At 64.4% G+C, this 13353-nt stretch carries 12 protein-coding genes; 5 read left to right on the top strand and 7 right to left on the bottom strand.

The annotated features are described in order from the left end of the window. Positions 1–154: 154 nt before the first annotated feature. Complete coding sequence (locus ISP15_RS09425) at positions 155–943, top strand: DUF4097 family beta strand repeat-containing protein (protein ID WP_404547010.1); 789 nt, start codon at positions 155–157, stop codon at positions 941–943. Here the strand turns inward: ISP15_RS09425 and ISP15_RS09420 are convergent, their stop codons facing one another. The 4 genes from ISP15_RS09420 to ISP15_RS09405 form a co-directional block, all read right to left on the bottom strand. Then, on the bottom strand, positions 944–2068 hold the full coding sequence (locus ISP15_RS09420; RefSeq protein WP_404547009.1) for an SLC13 family permease: 1125 nt from the start codon (positions 2066–2068) through the stop codon (positions 944–946). It lies immediately after the preceding gene. A 31-nt stretch (positions 2069–2099) separates the two neighbouring features. Further along, positions 2100–2732, bottom strand: coding sequence for a glutathione S-transferase family protein (locus tag ISP15_RS09415; RefSeq protein ID WP_404547008.1), 633 nt, complete (start codon positions 2730–2732; stop codon positions 2100–2102). 90 nt (positions 2733–2822) lie between these two features. Continuing rightward, positions 2823–5306 (bottom strand): ABC transporter permease, encoded by a 2484-nt coding sequence (locus ISP15_RS09410; protein ID WP_404547007.1) that lies wholly within the window; start codon positions 5304–5306, stop codon positions 2823–2825. Beyond that, entirely contained in the window at positions 5303–5983 is a 681-nt protein-coding gene (locus ISP15_RS09405) for an ABC transporter ATP-binding protein (protein WP_404547006.1), read from the bottom strand. Before ISP15_RS09405 ends, ISP15_RS09410 begins: the two co-directional genes overlap by 4 nt. Here ISP15_RS09405 and ISP15_RS09400 point away from each other — a divergent pair. The 3 genes from ISP15_RS09400 (at position 5982) to ISP15_RS09390 (ending at position 8440) form a co-directional block, all read left to right on the top strand. Beyond that, positions 5982–6605, top strand: a complete 624-nt coding sequence (locus tag ISP15_RS09400) for an arylesterase (RefSeq protein WP_404547005.1) — start codon at positions 5982–5984, stop codon at positions 6603–6605. The two genes, ISP15_RS09405 and ISP15_RS09400, sit on opposite strands and share 2 nt — an antisense overlap. Positions 6606–6702: 97 nt before the next feature. After that, positions 6703–7434 (top strand): response regulator transcription factor, encoded by a 732-nt coding sequence (locus ISP15_RS09395; protein ID WP_404547004.1) that lies wholly within the window; start codon positions 6703–6705, stop codon positions 7432–7434. A gap of 19 nt (positions 7435–7453) precedes the next feature. Continuing rightward, positions 7454–8440 (top strand): sensor histidine kinase, encoded by a 987-nt coding sequence (locus ISP15_RS09390; RefSeq protein ID WP_404547003.1) that lies wholly within the window; start codon positions 7454–7456, stop codon positions 8438–8440. 200 nt (positions 8441–8640) lie between these two features. Here the strand turns inward: ISP15_RS09390 and ISP15_RS09385 are convergent, their stop codons facing one another. Next, on the bottom strand, positions 8641–9996 hold the full coding sequence (locus ISP15_RS09385; protein ID WP_404547002.1) for a 3-oxoacid CoA-transferase subunit B: 1356 nt from the start codon (positions 9994–9996) through the stop codon (positions 8641–8643). A gap of 170 nt (positions 9997–10166) precedes the next feature. On the opposite strand from ISP15_RS09385, the gene ISP15_RS09380 reads away from it, so the two are divergent. Further along, positions 10167–11210, top strand: a complete 1044-nt coding sequence (locus ISP15_RS09380; RefSeq protein WP_404547001.1) for an isoaspartyl peptidase/L-asparaginase family protein — start codon at positions 10167–10169, stop codon at positions 11208–11210. 161 nt (positions 11211–11371) lie between these two features. On the opposite strand, the gene ISP15_RS09375 is transcribed toward ISP15_RS09380, so the two are convergent. Together ISP15_RS09375 and ISP15_RS09370 are read right to left on the bottom strand one after the other, a co-directional pair. After that, entirely contained in the window at positions 11372–11959 is a 588-nt protein-coding gene (locus ISP15_RS09375) for a response regulator transcription factor (RefSeq protein ID WP_404547000.1), read from the bottom strand. Positions 11960–12075: 116 nt separating this feature from the next. Further along, positions 12076–13353: an ATP-binding protein gene (locus tag ISP15_RS09370; RefSeq protein ID WP_404546999.1), complete on the bottom strand. Its 1278-nt coding sequence runs from the start codon at positions 13351–13353 to the stop codon at positions 12076–12078.

Below are 13353 nucleotides of genomic sequence, written 5' to 3'. Positions count from 1 at the left end.
CCCGGTCGCCATCCAGCGCGGGCGCAGCCGGCGCCGGATCCATGCGCCAAAAGGCATCTGGTCCGCGTGGCGGTCCGGCCGCAGACTGGCCCTGTACTCAACCTTTTCTGGCTGGCGGGCATCTCATCACCCATACACCGTCTGGAGATTTCGCATGCGTCGCACCCTGGTACCGCATACATTTGTCCTACTGGCCCTGTTGTCGCTGCCGTTGGGCGCCGCGGCGGAGCAGTGCCGCTATTCCGCGCCGCGCAACCTGCACGATGACCTGGCGGGTGTGCGCGGCGTGCAGATCGAATTGCACAGCCACGACATCCATCTGGTCGGCAGCGGCCATGCCAACGGGCTCGAACTTACCGGACACGCCTGCGCTTCATCGCAAAGCGCGCTGGACAACCTGCAGGTTACCCAGCACCGCGAAGGCGATCAGTTGATCGTCGACGTGGGCGGCGAGCACTCGTTCACCATCAGCGTATTCGGCGTTTCCTACGAATACCTCGATCTGCAGATGCAGCTTCCGGCGCAAATGCCGGTGACGGTCAACGATGGTTCCGGCGATGCCTACATCAGCGGCTTGACGCAGCTTACGGCGCAGACCGGATCGGGCGACCTGCATATCGACCATGTCGCCGGCGAAGTGTCGGTGACCGCCGGCTCGGGCGACGTGGAAGTGTCCGAGATCGGCAGCCTGCGCGCGGGTTCGATCGGTTCGGGCGACCTCAAGGCGCGCGTCGTGCACGGCAACGTAAACGTTGGCAGCGTCGGTTCGGGCGATGTCACGCTGGATCACGTGGACGGCAGCGTCAACGTCGGTACGCTGGGGTCGGGCGACCTGGAGGTCAACAATGTGCGCGGCGACCTTATCGTAGGTGCGAAAGGCAGCGGCGACGTCAGCCACAGCAACATCGGCGGCAAGGTAAGCGTGCCGCGCGACGACGACTGATCAGGACAGCAGGCGCGTCACCAGGTAGACCAGCGGCGCGCAAACCAGCAGGAACGGCACCGATACCTGGTGGAACAGCCGCATTGAATGCGGCTGTTTGGCCAGCCGCAGCGCGATCAGGTTCGCCAGCGATCCGATCACCACGCCAAAGCCGCCGACGTTGACGGCTACCGCCAGCGCCAGGGCGTCCTGCGCACGATCGAGCAGCAGGACCGTGGCCGGCACGTTGCTGATCAGCTGGGAGCTGGCAATGCCGCCGAGATAGAGCGCCAGCGGCTGTTTGAAATCAATGCGGCCAAGGGCGTGGTCGATAAGCGGCAGTTCCGCGAAATGGCCCAGGCCAAGAAAGATCGTCGCGAAGGTCGCCATCAGCAGCCAGTCGATGCGCGCAAGGCTGCGCCACGAAAACAGCGCGAACGGAACCACCAGCAGCATGGCGCCGAGTGGGGCGTGGCCGTGTTCCATCATCAGCACCATCATGGCAAGGCTGATCACGGACAACAGCGCCAAGGAGACTGATCGCTGCTGCTGGCCGAGCCGGTCCGCGTACAGTTCCACGCGATGCTTGGGCAGCCAGGCCACAGTAAGCATCGCAACCAGCAAGAACATCACCGCGGCGGCTGGCAGCAACGCCGCGACGAAATGCAGGAACGGCAGCTGCGCGTGCTGCCAGATCAACAGATTCTGCGGATTGCCGATCGGGCTCAGGGTGGAACCGGCGTTCACCGCAAGCGCTTCCAGCACGGCCATGCGCAGGATCGGCAAGTTGGACATGCCGCCGATCGCCACCGTCAACGGCACCATCAGGAACAGGCTCACATCGTTAGTCAGCACCATCGACAGCAGCGCGGTCATGCTGACCAGCAACAACCCCACGCCGCGCAAGGAATGCATGCGTGCGACCAGCATGCCGGCGAAGCGTTGCACCATGCCGCTATCGCGGATGCCCTGGATCGCGATCAGCAAGCCGAGCAGCCCGCACAGCGTGGGCCATTGCAGCCAGCGCCGGTAATGTTCCCATGGCTGCGGATCGACGCACGCCAGCACCAGCGTGAGCGTGGTGAACAGCAGCAACAGCCATTCGTGTTGCAGGCGGTTGAGCCAGGGGTGGGTGGCTGCGGCCATGGCGGTCAGCCTGCGTAGTTCCGGGTCAGGGTCACCGCCACTCGGTCAAGCCTTCCAACTCGTAAAGCCGCTTCCAACTGGGGCGTGCGCGCACGAGATCGGCCAGCCGTTTCAAGGCGGGCCATTCGGTCGCCGGACGCGGCATGTTGCGCGACCAGCGCATGAGCATGGTGAGCAGCAGATCCACTCCGGAAAATTCAGCGCCGAGCATGTAGGGCCCGTGTGCCAGCAGGTGTGCTTCGAGCCGGTCCCACACGTTTTCGATGTTGTGCTGCAAGGCCGTGCGGATCGCCGGCGGGTGTTCGTCGGCGCCCAGTTCGTGCGGGTAGAACCAGTATCGATAGGTGGACATCAGCGTGTTGCTGAGGAACACCATCCATTGCAGCCATGCATCGCGTTCTGGCGTGCCGGCCTGCGGTATCAGCCTGGCTTCCGGATGGCGCTCGGCCAGCACGGTGAGCAGCGCGCCCGATTCATGCAGCGCTCGTCCATCCACCAGCAATACCGGAACCTTGCCGCCGGGATTGAGCTGCAGATATTCCGCGCTGTGTTGCGCATCCTTGGCGAAATCGACCAGTTCGAGCCGATACTCGGCGCCGATTTCCAGCAAAGCCAGGTGTACCACCATGCTGGCGGTGCCCGGCGAATAATAGAGCGTGTACATGCGCGGACTCGTGGCGGAGGAATCCGCATCCTACCGGGTTGCGCCGCAAGGAATGAGTGAGGGATTGCGTGCTTGCGGCGTCTCCCGTCGCTATTCGGCCCGCAGCAGGCGCATCGGTGGCGTATGCGTCACTTTGCGCGTGCCGGCCAATCCCAGCAGCATCACTACCACTGCCGCCGCGAAGGCAGAAAGGAGCAGCGGCAGCGGCTGCGGCACGAAGTCCTTGAGATGGAACACGCTGCGCCCCAGCCACCAGCCACCCACCATGGCGCCCATCGACGCGGTGATACCGGCAATCAAGCCGAGCAGGGCGAATTCGCAGGCGGCGGCGATACGCAAAAGTCCCCGGCGGGCGCCCAGCGTGCGCAGCAAAGCCGCTTCGTGGCGGCGTTCCTGTCCGCTGCTCGCCAACGCGGCAGCCAGCACCAGCGCGCCGGCAAGCAGGCTGAAACCCAGCACCCAGCGCACCGCGCCCGTCACCCGTTGCACGATCTCGCGCACGCGGTCGAGCAGCGCGTCCACGTCCACCAGGCTGAGATTCGGGTAAGCGCGCGAAAGCCCCGCCAGCGCCGGGCTGTTGCCGCGCGCCAGGTAGAAGCTGGCGAGCCAGGTGTGCGGCAGCGCGTTGGCGTGCATTGGATCCACCAGCAAAAAGAAGTTCACGCGGAACGAACCCCAGTCCACATGGCGGAAGCTGGTCACGCGCGCCTCGAGTTGGCCTTCGCCCACGTCGAAACGCATGGTGTCGCCTAGCTTGAGCGCGTACATGTCGCGCCACATGGTGTCCACCGAGACTTCGGCGGTCGGCGGGTTCGATGCAAACCAGTGGCCGGCGATCACGCTGTTGTAGGGCGGCAACGTATCGGCCCAGGATAGGCGCAGTTGGCGATCGCTCCATTGTTTGGCGCGTTCGTCCTTGAAATGCAGGGTATCGATCGACTTGCCATTGATCGCGGTGAGCTTGCCCACCGCCAGCGGCATCATGTTGAGCTGGTTTGCGCCGAGGCGGTCGAGCGCCTTGCTGAAATCGGCGCGCTGGTCGTCCTGCAAGTTGAGCACGAACCAGTTTGGCGTATCGCTGGGCAGTTCCTGCCGCCAGCCATCGAGCAAGGCGGGCGCCACGACGGCGAGCAGCAACAGGGCAGTGAGCCCCAGGCTCAGGGCGGTCGCCTGCACGATGCTCAAGCCGCGTCGCCGGGCCAGGGCCGCCATGCCCAGCCGCAAGGCGGGGTGGCCGCCCGGTGCGATGCGTCGCGCAAGCCACAGCAGCAACGTCGCCAGCAGTGCGGCGACCACCGCCACCCCCAACAGGCTGGCGGCAAGAATGCCGGCGAGCGTGGCTGAGCCGCTCAGGGTCCAGATCAGCGCCAGGGCGACGACAGCGGGAATCAGGTACAACACATCGAAGCGGCGGATGCGGCGCGCCAGGCTGGCCCGGAATACCGCCGCCGGCGGCACATCGGCAAGCCGTACCAGCGGGGGCAGGGCGAAGCCAAGCAGCACGGCAATGCCCATGCCCGCGGCGGCGAGCGACGGCATCAGGGGCAATACGGTCGGTACGCCGGAAAACAGCTGGCTGGCGAACATCCATGTGGCTTGTGCGCACGCCAGCGCAAGCAGTACGCCAAGCAACGCCGCCGGCAAGGCGAGCCCGCCCAGCGTTCCCAGCAGCAGACCCAGCACGTGTCCGCGCGAAGTGCCTAATGCACGCAGCAAGGACACTTCGTTGGTCTTGCGTCGCGCGTAGCGTTGCGCGGCCAGCGCGATCGCCACGCCGGACAGCAGCGCCGACAGCAGCGCGGTAAGGCGCAGGAAGGCACTCGCGCGATCGAACGCGCTGCGCATCCGTTCCTGGGTTTGCTCGGGCGTGATCAGTTCGCCACCTTGCGGCAAGGCAACCGATTGCGCCCATCGCCGCCAGCGTTGCACCGCGTCCGGTTCGCCGGCCAGCAGCAGGCTGTGCCGCGCGCGGCTGCCCTCGCCGAGCAGTCCGGCCTGTTGGGCATCGCCCAGGTTCATCATGGCGCGCGGCGCCATCGCCACCAGTTCGCCGCCGTCCGGTTCCTGGATCAGCTCGCCCGCGATGCGCAGGTCATGGCCGCCAAGCTGCACGCTATCGCCCACCTGCCGGTGCAGTCCTGTCAGTGCGCGATGATCGAGATAGACCGTACCGGCTGCCGGACCATGGGCGATGGTCTGCCGTCCACGTACATCGCCGACCAGCAGCGTGCCACGCAAGGGATAAGCCCCGTCCGCGGCCAATACATCAAGCAGTTGGCTCTGCTGCTGGGCGAAGGCGACGCTGGGAAAGCTCGCCGTGCGCGTCATGGCCAGGCCGCGTTGCCGGCCTGCCGCCGCGAAGGTGGCAGGGATAGCCTGCGGCGCGGAAACGCCAAGGTCGCCGCCGATCAGTTCGGCGGCGCTGGCCAGCACGCCGTGTTCCATGCGCGCGGTAAGCGTGGCGACCACGCCCAGCGACACCACCGCAAGCACCAGCGACGCGGCCAGCGTGCGCAGCTCCGGCAGGTGCCATTCACGACGCAGGCTGCGCAGGGCGAGCAACAGGATCTTCATGGCGACTCCAGCCGGCCTTCCTGCAATTCCACGCGCCGCACGCAGCGCTCGGCCAGCTGCTGGTCGTGGGTGACCAGCACCAGCGTGGTCTGGTGATCGCGGTTCAGGGCGAACAGCAGGTCGCATACGTGTCGACCGGTACGGCGATCCAGGTTGCCGGTGGGCTCGTCCGCGAACAGGATGCGCGGTCCATGCACGAAAGCGCGTGCGATCGCCACGCGCTGCTGCTCGCCGCCGGAAAGCTGGGCCGGATAGTGCCGGCGCCGCGCGGCGAGCCCGACCGCTTCCAATGCTTCCCGCGCCCGTTCGCGCGCGGCAGGGTTGCCTTCCAGTTCCAGCGGCAGCATCACGTTCTGCTCGGCGGTAAGCGCGGGCAGCAGATGGAACGACTGGAACACGAAGCCGACCAGGCGCCGGCGCAGGTCCGCGCGCGCTTCCTCATCTAATTGTTCCAGCGCATGGCCGTCCAGCTGGATGCTGCCATGGGTCGGCGTATCCAGACCGGCAAGCAAGCCCAGCAGGGTGGTCTTGCCTGAGCCGGAAGCACCCACGATGGCAAAGCTCTCTCCGGCGTTCACCTGCATCGTTACGTTGCTGAGGATATCCAGCCGCCCTTCGGGGCCATTCACCGACTTGCTAACATCCCGGACCTCGAGAACCGGACGAGAATCACTCATGCGTCGTTTCCTTTGTCTGCTTGTTCTGCTTTGCGGTATCGGGGTAGTGCAGTCGTCCGCCCGAGGCGCTGCACCGAAACATCTACTGGTGCTGGGCGATTCGTTGTCCGCCGCGCACAACATCCCGGTGGAAGCCGGCTGGGTGCATCTGCTGGAAGTACGTCTCCACGACATGGAGCCGGGCTGGACGGTGATCAATGCCAGCATCAGCGGCGAAACCTCGCTGAGCGGACGCAACCGCCTGCCGGCGCTGCTGGCGCAATACCATCCGCGCGTAGTGGTGATCGAACTGGGCGCCAACGATGGTTTGCAGGGACTATCCCTGGCCAATCTGCGCGGCAATCTCGCCGCGATGATCGATGCGGCCCAGCATGCCGGCGCCAAGGTGCTGTTGCTGGGCATCGAGTTGCCGGTGAATTATGGACCGCAGTATCGCGACGGCCTGCGTGCGGTCTATGCCGACCTGGCGCGCGAAAAGCACACGGCATGGCTGCCGTTCCTGTTGCAAGGCGTAGCGTTGAATCCCGCATTGATGCAGGAAGACGGCCTGCATCCGGTGGCCGCCGGCGAGCCGCTGGTGCTGGACACGGTCTGGCCGCAACTTAAACCATTGCTGAATTGATGCGCCGCGACGTTTTCATCGGGTCAAATTCACATCGTGCTTACCCCCTTAGTCGTTAGCCTTCACAAATGTGAAGACCCTGGGCGACGAGGCGATTATGAGTTCACGAGACGAGCATGCCGGGCTGATCCTGTTGGTGGAAGATAACCGCCAGATAGCGGAGATGGTCGGCGAATTCCTGGAGCGTCGAGGTTACTCCGTTGATTTTGCTCAAGATGGCGTCAGCGGACTGCACTTGGCGGTATCCAATAGCTATGACGTGGTAGTCCTGGACCTGATGCTCCCGGGGATCGATGGCCTGGACGTCTGCCGCAAGCTGCGCGGCGATGCCAAGAAGTCCACACCGGTGCTGATGTTGACCGCGCGGGACACCCTGGAAGACAAGCTGATCGGCCTGGAGGCCGGCGCGGACGACTATCTGGTGAAGCCGTTCGAAGTGCGGGAGCTGGAGGCGCGCCTGCGTGCGCTGATCCGCCGCGATCGCCGCCAGGTTTCCAGCGAAGTGCTGACGGTGGGCGATATGACCCTGGATACCGCCACCCTGCGGCTGACCCGCAGCGGCCAGGAGTTGACGGTCTCGCCGATCGGCCTGAAGCTGCTGGCGATCCTGATGCGCGAATCCCCGCGCGTGGTCAGCCGGCGCGATATCGAACGCGAGATCTGGGGCGACACGTTGCCCGACTCCGACACCTTGCGTTCGCATCTTTATAACCTGCGCCGGGTGATCGACAAGCCGTTCGACCGGGCCCTGCTGCATACGATCCATTCGGCCGGTTATCGTTTGGCCGATCTCGACGCCGAGACCACCACCGTCAGCCATATCGCTTGACCGCCTGACCGATACATCCATGACAAGGGGTGCGCCAACTCAACGCGCCGCGCCTGTGCGCGGCGGCTTTCAACGCCGGTTGATGCTGATCTTCGGCATGCAACTCGTGGCGGTGGTGGTGGCGTGCCTGATGGGCTATTACAACGTGGCGCCGGCGAGCGCGGTGCTGCTATTGATCGTGATCGTAAGCGCACTGGCGTGGCTGGCGGCGGAGCGCAGCTGGCGGCAGGTACGCAAGCTTGCGCAGTGGGTCGGTGACTGGAAGGAAGGGCAATCCGACTTCGATGCGCTGGGACAGGACCACCTGCTGCGCCCGGTGGATGCGGATGTCGCGACGCTGGCGCGCGGTTTCCACAACTTCGCCAGTCGCATCGCGGGCTACAACGAACGCGAACGTAATTTCACCCGCGATGCCAGCCACGAGCTGCGCAGCCCGCTGACCGTGATCAAGATGTCCACCGACATGCTGTCGGACGAATCGAGCATGAGCGAATTCGGCCAGCGCTCGGTGCAACGCATCCGGCGCGCCACGCGCGAGATGGAGGCGCTGGTGGAGGCATTGCTGATTCTTGCGCGCGAAGCGGACAACGGCCAGGGCGAGCAGGATTTCGTGGTGAACGAAGTGCTGCGCGACGAACTGGCCGATGCGCGAGAAATGCTGCACGGACACCCCATCGAATTGCAGTTCGAAGAGCCCGCGGCCTTCGCCTTGCACGGATCGCCGCGCGTGTTCGCGGTGCTGTGCTGGCAATTGATCCGTCACGCCAGCCAATACACCGGGCAAGGCACCGTGCTGGTAACCGTGTTGCCCGGCGTGGTCAGCGTAAGCGCTGCCGCTGGCGTGGCGCACGATCCGCTGACGACCGGCCAGCAGGGATTCGAATATGCCATCGCGCGCCGCATCAGCGAACGCTTTGCGTGGCCGCTGGACTTGCACGTGCAGGGCGGTAATCGATACGTGGCGGAAATCCGCTTTCCGCAGCCATTGCCGGTCCCGGCGATTTGATGCCTGCTTACTGGCCCTCTTAAGCTGGAGAGGGGCTGTTCTCGACGGGGTGCCGGCGCCCTCTCCCTCGCGAGGGAGAGGGTTGGGGAGAGGGGCAGGCGAAGCGAGATATAGATCCTCGCGTCTGAACTATCGTCCGCGAATCATTTCACGCACACCGCTTCTTCCAACTGGAGCGCGCCGCTTGCTGCACGTGCGAGTCAACCCAGCGACGAATGAACCTCGAACGCGCAACCGGTTTTCGCTTTTACATCCTCCACCGTCACGCCCTCTTGCAGTTCGATCAGCGTGAGGCCTTTGCCTTTCGCCACCTCGAACACGCATAGGTCGGTGATGATGAGGTCCACCACCTGCTTGCCGGTCAAAGGCAGGTCGCACTGGTTCTTGATCTTCGGCGAACCATCTTTCGCGGTGTGTTCCATCAGCACCACCACGCGCTGCACGCCACTGACCAGGTCCATGGCGCCGCCTGGGCCTTTCACCATCTTCCCCGGCACCATCCAGTTGGCGAGATCGCCGGTGCAGGACACTTCCAGGCCGCCGAGGATCGACAGGTTGATATGCCCGCCGCGAATCATCGCGAACGAATCGGCGCTGGAGAAATAGCTCGCGCCAGGCAGCGCCGTGATGGTCTGCTTGCCGGCGTTGATCAGGTCGGGATCGATGTGCGCCTCGTCCGGAAACGGGCCGATGCCGAGCAGGCCGTTTTCCGATTGCAGGGTGACGTCCATGCCTGCGGGAATGAAATTGGCCACCAGGGTCGGAATGCCGATGCCAAGGTTGACGTAGAAACCGTCGCGCAACTCCTTCGCCGCGCGTCGTGCCATGGCGATGCGGATCGGGCTCTCCTTGCCAGTATTGGCGCCGGCAATGGTGCGGAATTCGATGCGCTTTTGGTAGCTCTCGCCCTTGATGACACGGTCGACATAAATGCCAGGCACGTGGATCTCGTCAGGCGCGAGTGCACCGACCTCGACCAGTTCCTCCACTTCGGCCACGCAGACCTTGCCGCACGTGGCGATCATCGGGTTGAAGTTGCGCGCGGTCTTGCGGAACACGAGGTTGCCGAGGCGGTCGCCCTTCCAGGCCTTGACGATGGAAACGTCGGTATGGATGGCCTCTTCCAGCACGTATTCCTTGTCGCCGAAACGCCTGGTTTCCTTGCCTTCCGCCAGCTTGGTGCCATACGCCGTGCGCGTATAGAAACCGGGAATGCCGGCGCCGCCGGCACGCAGTTTCTCGGCCAGGGTGCCCTGCGGCACCAGATGAAGTTCCAGCTCGCCGGCCAGCACCTGGCGCTCGAATTCCTTGTTTTCGCCCACGTAGGAGGCATACACGCGCTTGACCTGGCGCGTCTTCAGCAGCGGACCCATGCCGAAGTCGTCGACGCCGGCATTGTTGCCGACAATCGTCAGCCCCTTCGTGCCCGCGGCGAGCAACGCGCCGATCAGGTTTTCCGGGATGCCGCACAGGCCGAAACCGCCTGCCGCAATGGTCATGTCATCGAACAGCAGGCCATCCAGAGCCTTGGCTGCGTTTGCATAAACCTTATCCATGAGGGTGCCTTCATGCGGGGAACAGATAGCTGCGTAGGATATACGACGGATCGGCGCTGCTGCCGCAGGCTTGCGTGAAACATCGAAATCCTTGATGGAAGGCTGTGCCATACGGCTGAGCACGGCACGACCGCTGGCTATACTCGCCCAAAGGCCTGGGGAGCTATCTCGTGAAGTCGTCCTGCTTATTCGTTGCCTTGGCTGCGCTGGGCGTGATTGCCGCCGCGCACGCCACCACACCGGTGCTGGTGATCCATGGCGGCGCCGGGGTCATCCGCCGCGACATGACTCCCGCCAGGGAAAAGGCGGTGCGGGCGGCGATGACCAAGGCCTTGCAGGACGGCTATGCGCAGCTGAAAGCCGGCAAGCCGGCGATCGACGCGGTAACCACTGCGATCACCGTGCTCGAGGACGATCCCAACTTCAATGCCGGCAAGGGCTCTGTATTCACGCACGACGGCAAGAACGAGATGGATGCCGCGGTGATGGATGGCGATACCTTGCGCGCCGGATCGGTGGCTGGCGTGCATCGGGTCAAGAATCCGATCCTGCTGGCCCGCGCCGTCATGGAACATTCCCAGCACGTGATGCTGGTCGGCGACGGTGCGGAAGCCTTCGCCAAGGAGCAGGGCATCGCCCTGGTCGACCCTGCGTATTTCCGCACCGATGAACGCTGGCAGCAGTTGCAGAAGGCCTTGAAGGAAGACGCCGAAAAGAAGCCGCATGCCGATCCGGATACTGCCAGGCATTTTGGTACGGTCGGTGCCGCGGCGCTCGACAGCGAGGGCCATCTCGCCGTGGGAACCTCCACCGGCGGCATGACCGACAAGCGCTGGGGCCGCGTCGGCGATTCCCCGATCATTGGCGCGGGCACCTATGCCAATGCCCAATGTGCCGTCTCCGGCACCGGCTGGGGCGAGTTCTATATGCGCACCGTGGCCGCGCACGAGATCTGCATGAAAGTCTCGATGCTGGGCGAGCCGATACAGCGAGCCGCCGCGGAAGTGATCAACCAGGAAATTCCCTCGATGGGCGGCAACGGCGGCGCCATCGCGCTGGACAATAACGGCAACATCGCCATGCCCTTCAATACCGACGGCATGTTCCGTGGCTGGATCGGCGCGGACGGCGTCGCGCACGTGGCGATCTACGACAATGAGCCCGACCCATCGAACCAGCCACCTGCGCCGGCGCAGTCCTCGTCCGCCGAGTAGCGCAAGGAATTTTCCGAAACGCCGGCGGCAAGGTGGCGTGCCCGCAGCGCATTCGACAATTCACGCCAGCATCTGCAGGTGGCTGGCGCGCGGCTCGACTATCGGTTGAACAATGGTTTTGCGATCTGCATGCCGCCTGCGTACCATTGATCAGAGCATCCCTAGCCGTTTTGTTCCGGCCGTTCGCGCACCGGATGCTTGCTCAGTTTGCGTTGCAACGTGCGGCGATGCATGCCCAGGCGGCGTGCGGTTTCCGAGATATTGCCGTCGCATTCGGTGAGTACGCGCTGGATGTGCTCCCATTCCAGGCGACGCAGGGCCAGTGGTGCTTCGGGCGCATCGATGACTTCGTCGTCGCCCTGCTGTGCGCTTTCGCCTTCCAGCAAGGCGCGCACGACGGCATCGGCATCGACGGGCTTGGACAGGTAATCGTGCGCGCCGCGCTTGATCGCCTCCACCGCGGTGGCGATCGAGGCGTAGCCGGTAAGCAGCAGGATGCGCATATCCGGCACCAGTTCGTGCAATTCCGGAATCAGCCGCAATCCATTTTCGTCGCCGAGCTTGAGATCCAGCACGCAGTGGCGTGGCTGGAGTTTGCGCGAAAAAGCCCTCGCTTCATCGGCGTTGCCGGCGCTGACCACTTCGAAACCGCGTGATACCAGCGCCCGGGTGAGTACTCGTACAAACGTGGCATCGTCGTCCACGATCAGGAGCGGGCGCGTGGAGCTGACTTGGTTCGATGGGATCATGACTACTTCCGGCGTATTTGCCGGGCTATTTTGCCGGATATGCAGGCTATGTGCTTGTTGCACAGCCGGGTGCGACACTGGCGCAGGGTGATGGCAGTGCCGTGATGGATCCCGGATCAAGCTTCGGCGATGACCGCCAGCGGCAGACGCAAGCACATCTGCGCCCCGTTTTCCGTATTGGTGGCGATCAATTCGCCAGCCAGTCGTTCAGCGGTGGCTTCGGCGAGCGCCAGACCAATGCCGAGGCCGCTTTGCTTGCCGCTTTCACCGATGACGGCGGCGGTGCCGGTAAGGGCGAAGCCAGGGCCGCGGTCGCGCACGATCCATTCCAGCCATCGTTCATGACGGCGCACTTCCAGGGCCACGCTGTTTGAATCACGCAATGTCGAAGCGTCGACGGCATTGTTGAGCAGGTTGAGCAGTGCATGGCGCAAGCCGGGAGGCGTTCGCAGCACGACTTGTTCGAGGTTCGCGTCGACGCGCAACTCAAGTTCCGCTTCCGGACGCAGCAACTGGAAGCGCTCGACGCAGCCATGGACGAAGGCAGGCAGCGCCAGTCGTTCGAATTCCTGCGACAACTGCGCTTTTCCGAAGATGACCATTTCACGCAGGATGGTGCGGCAGCGTTCGACCTGACCTTCAAGCAGCAGCAGATCCTCATCGAGCGCGGCATCGGCCGCATGTTCGCGCCGCAATTCGGGCAACAGCGTGCGCATGGTAGACAGGGGCGTGTTGAGTTCGTGCGCCGCGCCCGCCGCCTGGGTAGCGATCGCCAAAATGCCTTCATCGCGCAGGGCGCGCTCGCGCACGCGCTGCACTTCCAACTGCTGCAGCCGCATGGCCGTGGCCAGCCGGTTGATGAAGAAGCCAAGCAGCAGCGCGGTAATGGCGAAGTTCACGCCCATGCCGGCCACGTGCAGCGAAAAGCCGTGGTCGCCGCTCATCAGGTCGTTCATCGGTAGCGGCACGTACCAGCGCAGCAGGATGAAATAGGCCGCGCCGGCAAGCGCCGCAACGGCAAGCAGCGCGCGCACCGACAGCGCGGCAGCACTGAGCGCGATGGGAACCAGCAACAGCGTCACGAACGGATTGCTGGCGCCGCCGGTGAAATACAGCAGATAACCAAGTACCCAGGTATCCGCGGCGACATGGCAGACCGTTTCCCACTCGCGCACCGGCCATGGCTGGCTGATGCGCCATGCGGCGAAGACGGCGAAGACGGCCAGCAGGTCGATGCCGAGCAGCAGCGGCAACGTGGGTATGTCGATCTGCATCCACCACGAGCACACCATCACCGCCATGCTCTGGCCGGCGATGGCGCACAGGCGCAGCCATACCAGCGTGCGCGTCAGCGCGAACGGTTCGATGTGCTGCTTGGGCTGGCGTTGCGGCAT

Source organism: Dyella jejuensis (genome assembly GCF_044904675.1).
Taxonomy (GTDB): domain Bacteria; phylum Pseudomonadota; class Gammaproteobacteria; order Xanthomonadales; family Rhodanobacteraceae; genus Dyella_B; species Dyella_B jejuensis.
Note: the sequence above shows the minus strand (reverse complement) of the source record. Positions and strands in the feature narration are given on the sequence as shown.

Coding starts and splice junctions, on each gene's coding strand:
- ISP15_RS09405 (WP_404547006.1), bottom strand. CDS start 5,983: ATGAGTGATTCTCGTCCGGTTCTCGAGGTCCGGGATGTTAGCAAGTCG.
- ISP15_RS09425 (WP_404547010.1), top strand. CDS start 155: ATGCGTCGCACCCTGGTACCGCATACATTTGTCCTACTGGCCCTGTTG.
- ISP15_RS09410 (WP_404547007.1), bottom strand. CDS start 5,306: ATGAAGATCCTGTTGCTCGCCCTGCGCAGCCTGCGTCGTGAATGGCAC.
- ISP15_RS09385 (WP_404547002.1), bottom strand. CDS start 9,996: ATGGATAAGGTTTATGCAAACGCAGCCAAGGCTCTGGATGGCCTGCTG.
- ISP15_RS09415 (WP_404547008.1), bottom strand. CDS start 2,732: ATGTACACGCTCTATTATTCGCCGGGCACCGCCAGCATGGTGGTACAC.
- ISP15_RS09390 (WP_404547003.1), top strand. CDS start 7,454: ATGACAAGGGGTGCGCCAACTCAACGCGCCGCGCCTGTGCGCGGCGGC.
- ISP15_RS09420 (WP_404547009.1), bottom strand. CDS start 2,068: ATGGCCGCAGCCACCCACCCCTGGCTCAACCGCCTGCAACACGAATGG.
- ISP15_RS09400 (WP_404547005.1), top strand. CDS start 5,982: ATGCGTCGTTTCCTTTGTCTGCTTGTTCTGCTTTGCGGTATCGGGGTA.
- ISP15_RS09395 (WP_404547004.1), top strand. CDS start 6,703: ATGAGTTCACGAGACGAGCATGCCGGGCTGATCCTGTTGGTGGAAGAT.
- ISP15_RS09375 (WP_404547000.1), bottom strand. CDS start 11,959: ATGATCCCATCGAACCAAGTCAGCTCCACGCGCCCGCTCCTGATCGTG.
- ISP15_RS09370 (WP_404546999.1), bottom strand. CDS start 13,353: ATGCCGCAACGCCAGCCCAAGCAGCACATCGAACCGTTCGCGCTGACG.